We start from the raw sequence: 8,895 nt of genomic DNA on the forward strand, positions 1-8,895 counted from the left end.
GGCCGCGTGTATGTCGGGCCGATTGCCGGATGGTTCGTTGAAGCTTATGGCTGGCCGTGGTTTTATCTTTTCTCGATTGTGGCAGCGGTGCCCGGTTTACTGCTGCTGGCTGTTTGCCGGCAGACCCTCGAATACACCCAAAATACAGACAGTTTCCTGCCGCGCATTCACTTTGCCGCCCCGTATCGCTGGGCATTACGTTGCATGCTGACGGGAAGCTTGTTATTGATACTCTGGCTGATCACGCTGATTATCGACAGTATGGGCTGGGCATCCTGGCAAAGGCTGGCGACAACCTTGTTAGAAACGGGAGCAGTTATTTGCCTGACTGGCGTTATTTTAGGCAGTCTGCTCGATTTTTTATCTCTGCGCCGTACTGCACGTTCCTGATTTACCGCCATTCATTCGAAATGAATGGCGCGTTTCATTTAACAAATGATCTATAAATAGGACGCAATAAATTAAATTCAGAAAAAATAATATTTTCCGGGATAGTTTTTCTTTCGGGCTTTTCATGCATTTTATTTCACCTGCTTTATACATTAATTTAACATTAATTAAACGTATCGATGAGATATCGCACGACAATTATAATGTCAAAATCTGTCACCCCTTGTTTTTCATCACTATAGAAAAAAATCCATACGCAACATATTGTTGCCCACTGTAAATTGTCACGATCCGTGACATGTGTGACTGCGTTAACATAAAGTGTCAACAGCGCTTTGACACTTGTTTAAGCGTGTTTACAGTCCTGCAACCTTCCCGTAAAATGCCCGCACACCTGAAGCGACAATAGAGCCCTAGTTATTGAGGTCGTTAGATGAGACTTAAGAAATACAATAAAAGTATTGGGATGTTGTCCTTATTTGCCTCCGCGGTAATGTTGAGCGGTTGCAATACGGCATTGATGGATCCCAAGGGAGCAATTGGACTTGAGCAGAGAACGCTGATTTTAACCGCTATCGGTTTAATGCTGATCGTTGTTATACCAGTTATTATCATGGCGTTTGCCTTTGCCTGGAAGTATCGCGCTTCCAATACAAAAGCAAAATACAGTCCTGATTGGTCCCACTCCAACAAAATTGAAGCCGTCGTCTGGACAGTTCCAATTATTATCATTGCCATCCTGGCAACGATTACCTGGAAAACCACCCACTCGCTTGATCCGTTCAAGCCAATCGTGACTGACCAAAAACCGATGACGGTTGAAGTCGTTTCTCTGGACTGGAAATGGTTGTTCATTTATCCAGAACAAGGCATCGCGACCGTTAACGAACTGGTTATTCCTAAAGATGTGCCTGTTCAGTTCAAAGTCACTTCAGACTCTGTGATGAACTCGTTCTTCATTCCTCAGTTAGGCGGGCAGATTTATGCGATGGCCGGTATGCAAACTCAGCTGCATTTGATTGCAAATGAAGCGGGTACGTATAAAGGCATTTCAGCAAGCTTCAGCGGCCGCGGCTTCTCAGGTATGAAGTTCAACACAATTGCGACTCCAACCCGTGCCGATTTCGACACCTGGGTAGCAAAGGTGAAAAGTGCACCGAACCAGCTGGCTACCACTGATGACTTCAACAAACTGGCTGCACAGAGCATCGACAACCCGGTCGAATACTTCTCTGTTGCAAAACCTGGTTTGTTTAAAGAAATCATTGGCAAATACTCCATGCATGACATGAAGGCAGCGCCAGAAGGTCACACCATGCCAATGCCGGCAGGCGCTGACATGAAAGGCATGGATATGGGTGGACAGTCTCACGCAGCCGGAGCCGAGGAATAAACGATGTTCGGAAAATTAACGCTTGATTCGGTTCCGTATCATGAACCGATTATCATGGTCACAGTTGCCGCGATTATTATCGGTGGCCTGGCAGTAGTTGCCGGCATCACCTATTTCGGTAAGTGGAAATATCTGTGGACCGAGTGGCTGACCTCCGTCGACCACAAAAAATTAGGTATCATGTATATCATTCTGGCCTTCGTCATGCTTCTGCGTGGCTTTGCCGATGCCATCATGATGCGTAGCCAGCAGGTGCTTGCCTCTGCGGGCGAGCCGGGCTTCCTTCCTCCTCATCACTACGACCAAATCTTTACCGCGCACGGCGTGATCATGATCTTCTTCATGGCGATGCCTTTCGTAATCGGTCTGATGAACGTGGTTGTTCCTTTGCAAATCGGTGCGCGCGACGTTGCGTTCCCGTTCCTGAACAACGTGAGCTTCTGGTTTACCGCCGCGGCTGTTGTGCTGATCAACATCTCTTTGGGTGTGGGTGAGTTCGCACAGACCGGCTGGTTAGCTTATCCGCCACTGTCAGGTAAGGAATACAGTCCGGGGGTCGGGGTAGATTACTGGATCTGGAGTCTCCAGATATCCGGGGTCGGGACCTTGCTGACCGGTGTTAACTTCTTTGCGACCATCCTGAAGATGCGCGCACCCGGTATGCCGCTGATGAAAATGCCGGTATTTACCTGGGCCGCACTGTGCACCAACGTGTTGATTATCGTGTCCTTCCCGATTCTGACCGTGACTGTTGCACTGCTGACTTTAGACCGTTATCTGGGCACCCATTTCTTCACGAATGATATGGGCGGCAACATGATGATGTACATCAACCTGATTTGGGCCTGGGGCCATCCGGAAGTGTACATTTTGGTTCTGCCAGTATTCGGTGTGTTCTCAGAAGTTACCGCAACCTTCTCCAAAAAACGTCTGTTCGGTTACACCTCGCTGGTATGGGCAACCATCGCCATCACGGTGTTGTCGTTCATCGTTTGGTTGCACCACTTCTTCACCATGGGTTCTGGCGCCAACGTCAATGCCTTCTTCGGCATCATGACGATGATCATTTCTATCCCGACCGGGGTAAAAATCTTCAACTGGCTGTTCACCATGTATCAGGGCCGTATCACGCTCAACGCAGCGATGCTGTGGACTGTTGGCTTCATCATCACCTTCTCTGTGGGTGGTATGACCGGTGTTCTGCTGGCGGTTCCGGGTGCTGACTTCGTGCTGCACAACAGCCTGTTCCTGATTGCCCACTTCCATAACGTTATTATCGGTGGTGTGGTCTTCGGTTGCTTCGCAGGTCTGACTTACTGGTTCCCTAAATCCTTCGGCTTCACGCTGAACGAAAAATGGGGTGTGCGTTCATTCTGGTTCTGGATCATCGGCTTCTTCGTTGCGTTCATGCCACTGTACGTCCTCGGCTTCATGGGCATGACCCGTCGTGTCAGCCAGAACATCGATCCTGAGTTCCACCCGCTGCTGGTTGTTGCGGCATGCGGTGCTGCACTGATTGCCTGCGGTATCCTCTGCCAGCTGATCATGATCTTTGTTTCCGTTCGCGACCGCGACCAGAACCGTGATCTGACCGGTGACCCATGGGGCGCACGTACTCTGGAGTGGTCAACCTCTTCTCCTCCTCCGTTCTACAACTTCGCTATCGTGCCGCAAATTCACGACCGTGATGAGTTCTGGGACATGAAAGAGAAAGGCACCGCTTACAAGCAGCCTGCTAAATATGAACCGATTCATATGCCACGTAACAGCGGCGCCGGTTTCATCATCGCTATGCTGAGTCTGGTTTGTGGTTTCGCGTTAATCTGGGATATCTGGTGGCTGGCCGCGGTGAGCTTCATTGCACTGGCTGCGACCTGGATTGCGAAAAGCTTCGACGAAGATGTTGATTACTACGTGCCAGTTGAAGAAGTGGAACGTATTGAAAACCAACATTATGAACAAATCCGTAAAGCAGGTGTGAAACATGGCAACTGATACTCTGACTCACCACGATGAGGCCCATGCTGAGCATGGGCACCACGATGCAGGTGCAACCAAAGTCTTCGGCTTCTGGATCTACCTGATGAGTGACTGCATATTGTTTGCGAGCCTGTTCGCAACTTATGCAGTACTGGTAAACGGGACCGCTGGCGGTCCCTCTGGTAAAGACATTTTTGAACTGCCGTTCGTACTGGTAGAAACATTCTGCCTGTTGTTCAGTAGTATCACTTACGGCTTTGCGATGCTGGGCATGAACAAAGGTAACAAAGCAGCGGTTAACGGCTGGTTGTTCCTGACTTTCCTGTTCGGTTTAGGCTTCATCGGGATGGAACTCTATGAATTCCATCACCTGATTGCTGAAGGCTATGGTCCGCAGCGCAGTGGTTTCCTGTCTGGCTTCTTTGCGCTGGTCGCCACCCACGGTCTGCACGTGACCTGTGGTCTGATTTGGATCCTGACCATGATGGTTCAGGTTTCACGTCGCGGTCTGACTGAAGTCAACAAAACCCGTCTGATGTGTCTGAGCCTGTTCTGGCACTTCCTGGACGTGGTGTGGATCTGCGTGTTTACCGTTGTTTATCTGATGGGAGCAATGTAATGAGTCATTCTGCTACTTCCCATGGTGGCGCAAGCCACGGCAGCCTGAAGTCATACGCTATTGGCTTCATCTTGTCGGTTATCCTGACGGTGATCCCGTTTGCCATGGTCATGACCGACACGGCGTCACATTCACTGATTCTGGGTACTGTGGTTGCTTCCGCGATCATCCAGATCGTTGTCCATCTGGTGTTCTTCCTGCACATGAATACGTCGTCGGAAGAACGCTGGAACCTGGTGGCACTTCTGTTCACCGCTGTGATTATCTTTATCGTCGTTGTGGGCTCATTGTGGATTATGTATAACCTCAACCTCAATATGATGGTCAGTTAAAGAGCCGAGCTGCACGTGATGATTAAGCAATACCTGCAAGTAACGAAACCAGGAATTATTTTCGGCAACTTAATTTCTGTCATCGGGGGATTTCTCCTTGCTGCCAAAGGCAGCATCGACTTCCCACTCTTTCTCGCCACACTGGTGGGTGTTTCGCTGGTTGTCGCATCGGGTTGTGTCTTTAACAACTTTATCGACCGCGACATCGACCGGATCATGGAAAGAACGAAGAACCGGGTCCTGGTGAAAGGGCTTATTCCGCCGAAAACAAGCCTGGTTTACGCGACCATTCTGGGTATTGCGGGCTTTGCGTTGTTGTATATCGGAGCAAATCCGCTGGCCATGTGGCTGGCAGTGATGGGCTTTGTGGTTTATGTCGGCGTTTACAGCCTGTACATGAAACGCAACTCGGTATACGGCACGTTGATCGGCAGCTTGTCTGGCGCAGCGCCACCGGTTATCGGTTACTGTGCTGTTTCTGGCCAGTTTGATACCGGTGCCCTGATCCTGCTTCTGATTTTCAGCCTGTGGCAGATGCCGCATTCGTACGCGATTGCCATCTTCCGCTTCAAAGATTATCAGGCAGCAGGTATCCCGGTTCTGCCAGTAGTGAAAGGCATCTCCGTCGCCAAGCATCATATTATCGTCTACATTCTGGCGTTTATGATTGCGACGCTGATGCTGACCCTGAGCGGTTATGCAGGTTATAAATACCTGATTGTCGCCGCCGCTGTCAGTATCTGGTGGCTGGGCATGGCACTGAAGGGGTATAAAACGGAAAATGACGTGGTGTGGGCGAGAAAACTGTTTGGTTTCTCCATCATCACCATCATGTCGCTGAGCTTCATGATGTCCGTGGATTTTAATTCTGCACCGACATCCTTGCTGACCTACGTTTGGTAACACGCACCTTCAGTGTAACCCGCTGAAATCACAGCTAAAGGCCAGTAGCAATACTGGCCTTTTCTTTTTCTCAGTCTGACAGGCAAACATCGTAATATCTGCTAAAGATCCATCGTTTTACCCAGGCCGGCTTAATCATTAAAATGTCGGATTGTTATTTTGAGGTAGTAATGTGAACGATAACCAGATGACCCCGCAGGAAAGTCGGGCTACATGGGGACTAGGGACAGTATTTTCTTTGCGCATGCTCGGCATGTTCATGGTTCTGCCGGTGCTGACCACCTACGGCATGAAATTATCCGGCGCCAGCGAAACACTGATCGGCATCGCCATCGGCATTTACGGCCTGGCACAGGCTGTTTTCCAGATCCCATTCGGACTGCTTTCTGACCGCGTTGGCCGCAAGCCACTGATCGTCTTTGGTCTGGTCATCTTCTGCATCGGCAGCATTGTGGCTGCTTCCACCGAATCTATCTGGGGCGTGATCATTGGTCGTGCCCTGCAAGGCTCTGGCGCGATTGCTGCCGCCGTGATGGCCCTGCTGTCTGACCTGACCCGTGAGCAAAACCGCACCAAAGCGATGGCGTTTATCGGCATCAGTTTCGGTATTACCTTTGCTATTGCGATGGTGCTCGGCCCGATCATCACCCACGCCTGGGGTTTACACGCCCTGTTCTGGGCGATCGCAGTACTGACCGTTCTCGGCATCATCATTACCGTGGCCGTGGTGCCCTCCACTGCTACGCACATTCTTAATCGCGAATCGAGCATGGTAAAAGGCAGCTTCGGCAAAGTGATGGGCAACGCCAAACTGCTGAAACTGAACTTCGGCATTCTGTGTCTTCACGTGTTACTGATGTCGAGCTTCGTGGTGTTGCCGCAAGTGATGGAACATGCGGGCTTCCCGCCAAGTGAACACTGGCGGGTGTATCTGATCACCATGCTGACGTCTTTCGTCGCTGTCATTCCGGTGATTGTCTACGCTGAGAAAAAGCGCCACATGAAACAGGTGTTCATGGGTTGCGTGGTTGTGTTGCTGCTGGCTGAAATCGTACTGTGGGCAGCGGGGCTACATTTATGGGCGGTCATCGCCGGTATCCAACTGTTCTTCCTGGCCTTCAACGTGATGGAAGCGATTCTGCCTTCGCTTATCAGTAAAGAATCACCCGCGGGCTACAAAGGCACGGCGATGGGGCTTTATTCCACCAGCCAGTTCATCGGCGTGGCGATTGGCGGCAGCTTAGGCGGTTATGTTTACGGACACGTCGGGGCCGGTGCCGTATTCCTGGTTTGTGCGGCCATTGCCGTCGTCTGGTTGCTGGTCAGTTCTACCATGACCGAACCCCCGTATGTCAGCAGCCTGCGTATTACGCTGTCTGAACTGGCGGTGAAAGATTCCGCCCTGCAGGCACGGATCCTCGCACAACCGGGCGTGGCCGAAGCCGTTGTCGTTCCGGAAGAATTCAGCGCCTACGTAAAAGTCGACACCAAACAGACCAACCGTAAAGCGCTCGAACAACTGGTCAGCGCTGCCTGACGCCTTCTGACATAAGTAATCAGCTGTGTCTGGAAACTGGCACAGCGTTTCATTTTTATCCCCACTGCGTGACACCCTTCACTTAAAAAATTCCCTCAATCGTTATCCTCAAGAATTCCTTAACAAAATTTTGTCAGTGATGACGGCTCTCGGGCCTTTTGGGGATCTCATGAAAACATATGCTCTCGTTGGCACCGGCGGACGCTCAGGTTTATACATTGAAGCGATCACCGGTAAATACCGCCACAACGCAAAATTTGTGGCCTTCTGTGATACAAATCAGACGCGAATGGATTATGCGAACCGCCAGCTTGAGCAGAGCGGCATCGCACGGGTATCTACCTGGAAATCTGCTGATTTCAATACGATGCTCGACGAAACCAAACCGGATATCGTGATTGTCACCAGCATGGATCGCACACATGACGATTATATCGTCCGCGCCCTGCATGCCGGTTGTGACGTCATTACTGAAAAGCCGATGACCATCGATGAACAGCGCGCGCTGCGCATTCTGGATGCCGTCGATGCAACTGGCTATCAGGTGCGTGTGGCGTTCAATTACCGCTACGCGCCGCATCACAGCAAAATGCGTGAACTGCTGATGCAGGAAACCATCGGTGAAGTACTTTCGGTACACTTTGAATGGCTGCTGAATACCGAACACGGGGCTGATTATTTTCGTCGCTGGCACCGTGAAAAACGCAATTCCGGCGGCCTGCTGGTGCACAAATCGACCCACCATTTTGACCTGATGAACTTCTGGCTCAACAGCACGCCGGAGAAAGTTTATGCGCAGGGCGACCTGCGTTTTTACGGTAAAGAGAATGCAGAAAAGCGTGGCGTGACAGAGTTTTATCCGCGTACACATGGCTATCCGCAGGCACAGAATGATCCGTTTGCACTGCATATGGGCGATAACGCCCAGCTCAAAGCGCTGTATCTGGATGCGGAACATGAAGATAACTATTTCCGTGACCAGAGTGTCTTCAGTGACGGCATCAGCATTGAAGATACGTTGTCGGTGCTGGTGAAATATCAAAACAAAGTACAGCTAACCTATTCGCTCAATGCGTATCTGCCGTGGGAGGGTTTGAACGTGGTGTTCAACGGCACCAAAGGCCGCATTGAAATGAAAATCGTCGAGATGTCGTACGTCAACGCAGGCGGAAAACGCGAGAACGAAGGCAGCATTGAGAAAGCAGAAATTACTGTTTATCCGTTATTTGCCGAACCCTGGAAGGCGGAGTTCCAGATGGGAGAAGGCGGCCATGGCGGCGGTGATAATGCCATGCTGGAAGACCTGTTCGGCGAGCGCAAAGACGACCCGTTAAAACGCGCCGCCGATCACCGCGCCGGCGCGATGTCGATCCTGACAGGAATTGCCGGAAATCTCTCGATGCAGTACGACAAACCGATTTACTTTAAAGACTTCGAACTGGTGAAAAGGCTGCGCCAGCGGAAGTAATCGCCATAAAAAAGGGGACGCAATGCGTAATGCCGATCGTTTAAGGATCAGTTGACCGATCCGGTGGCTCGTGTAAAAAGGGTTCATGCTCATCATGGACCCTTTTTAAATGGAACTTTCACAAGCTCTCGGTATTATCAATCTCACTGCCCCCGATGAAGTTCAAAGCCTCGCTGACCTCCTGTCTCCTGACCTCATTCAGCAAGCTTTTTCTCTCACTGACACCGTCACCCTACGCAAGCGTAAACTCCCCCTCGAGTCCATGGTCTGGCT

At 50.7% G+C, this 8,895-nt stretch carries 8 protein-coding genes and 1 pseudogene; all 9 read left to right on the plus strand.

The window, feature by feature from the left end; genetic code table 11:
• Nucleotides 1–390, plus strand: a pseudogene (gene ampG / locus AC1DUO_RS22220) (muropeptide MFS transporter AmpG); the annotation flags it as partial.
• A 433-nt stretch (nucleotides 391–823) separates the two neighbouring features.
• Nucleotides 824–1,783: a cytochrome o ubiquinol oxidase subunit II gene (gene cyoA, locus AC1DUO_RS22225; protein ID WP_013576645.1), complete on the plus strand. Its 960-nt coding sequence runs from the start codon at nucleotides 824–826 to the stop codon at nucleotides 1,781–1,783.
• Between the two features lie 3 nt (nucleotides 1,784–1,786).
• Nucleotides 1,787–3,778, plus strand: a complete 1,992-nt coding sequence (cyoB, locus tag AC1DUO_RS22230; protein WP_013576646.1) for a cytochrome o ubiquinol oxidase subunit I — start codon at nucleotides 1,787–1,789, stop codon at nucleotides 3,776–3,778.
• A complete protein-coding gene (locus AC1DUO_RS22235) occupies nucleotides 3,768–4,382 on the plus strand; it encodes a cytochrome o ubiquinol oxidase subunit III (RefSeq protein WP_013576647.1) in 615 nt (204 codons plus the stop codon). The genes cyoB and AC1DUO_RS22235 overlap by 11 nt, the downstream gene beginning before the upstream one ends.
• A complete protein-coding gene (locus tag AC1DUO_RS22240) occupies nucleotides 4,382–4,714 on the plus strand; it encodes a cytochrome o ubiquinol oxidase subunit IV (RefSeq protein WP_013576648.1) in 333 nt (110 codons plus the stop codon). The genes AC1DUO_RS22235 and AC1DUO_RS22240 overlap by 1 nt, the downstream gene beginning before the upstream one ends.
• 18 nt (nucleotides 4,715–4,732) lie before the next feature.
• The gene (gene cyoE, locus AC1DUO_RS22245) at nucleotides 4,733–5,617 is read left to right on the plus strand and encodes a heme o synthase (RefSeq protein WP_013576649.1); all 885 of its coding nucleotides are present in this window, start codon (nucleotides 4,733–4,735) and stop codon (nucleotides 5,615–5,617) included.
• Nucleotides 5,618–5,789: 172 nt separating this feature from the next.
• On the plus strand, nucleotides 5,790–7,154 hold the full coding sequence (locus AC1DUO_RS22250; protein ID WP_119261888.1) for an MFS transporter: 1,365 nt from the start codon (nucleotides 5,790–5,792) through the stop codon (nucleotides 7,152–7,154).
• 169 nt (nucleotides 7,155–7,323) lie between these two features.
• Complete coding sequence (locus tag AC1DUO_RS22255) at nucleotides 7,324–8,622, plus strand: Gfo/Idh/MocA family protein (protein WP_013576651.1); 1,299 nt, start codon at nucleotides 7,324–7,326, stop codon at nucleotides 8,620–8,622.
• Nucleotides 8,623–8,731: 109 nt separating this feature from the next.
• On the plus strand, nucleotides 8,732–8,895 hold a 164-nt coding region (locus tag AC1DUO_RS22260; RefSeq protein WP_477986730.1), incomplete at its 3' end, for a transposase domain-containing protein.

This window comes from Rahnella sp. P4_A8, assembly GCF_056402435.1.

Bases quoted from the DNA above. Each gene is read 5' to 3' on its own strand.
- cyoA (WP_013576645.1), top strand. From the start codon at position 824: ATGAGACTTAAGAAATACAATAAAAGTATTGGGATGTTGTCCTTATTT.
- cyoB (WP_013576646.1), top strand. From the start codon at position 1,787: ATGTTCGGAAAATTAACGCTTGATTCGGTTCCGTATCATGAACCGATT.
- AC1DUO_RS22235 (WP_013576647.1), top strand. From the start codon at position 3,768: ATGGCAACTGATACTCTGACTCACCACGATGAGGCCCATGCTGAGCAT.
- AC1DUO_RS22240 (WP_013576648.1), top strand. From the start codon at position 4,382: ATGAGTCATTCTGCTACTTCCCATGGTGGCGCAAGCCACGGCAGCCTG.
- cyoE (WP_013576649.1), top strand. From the start codon at position 4,733: ATGATTAAGCAATACCTGCAAGTAACGAAACCAGGAATTATTTTCGGC.
- AC1DUO_RS22255 (WP_013576651.1), top strand. From the start codon at position 7,324: ATGAAAACATATGCTCTCGTTGGCACCGGCGGACGCTCAGGTTTATAC.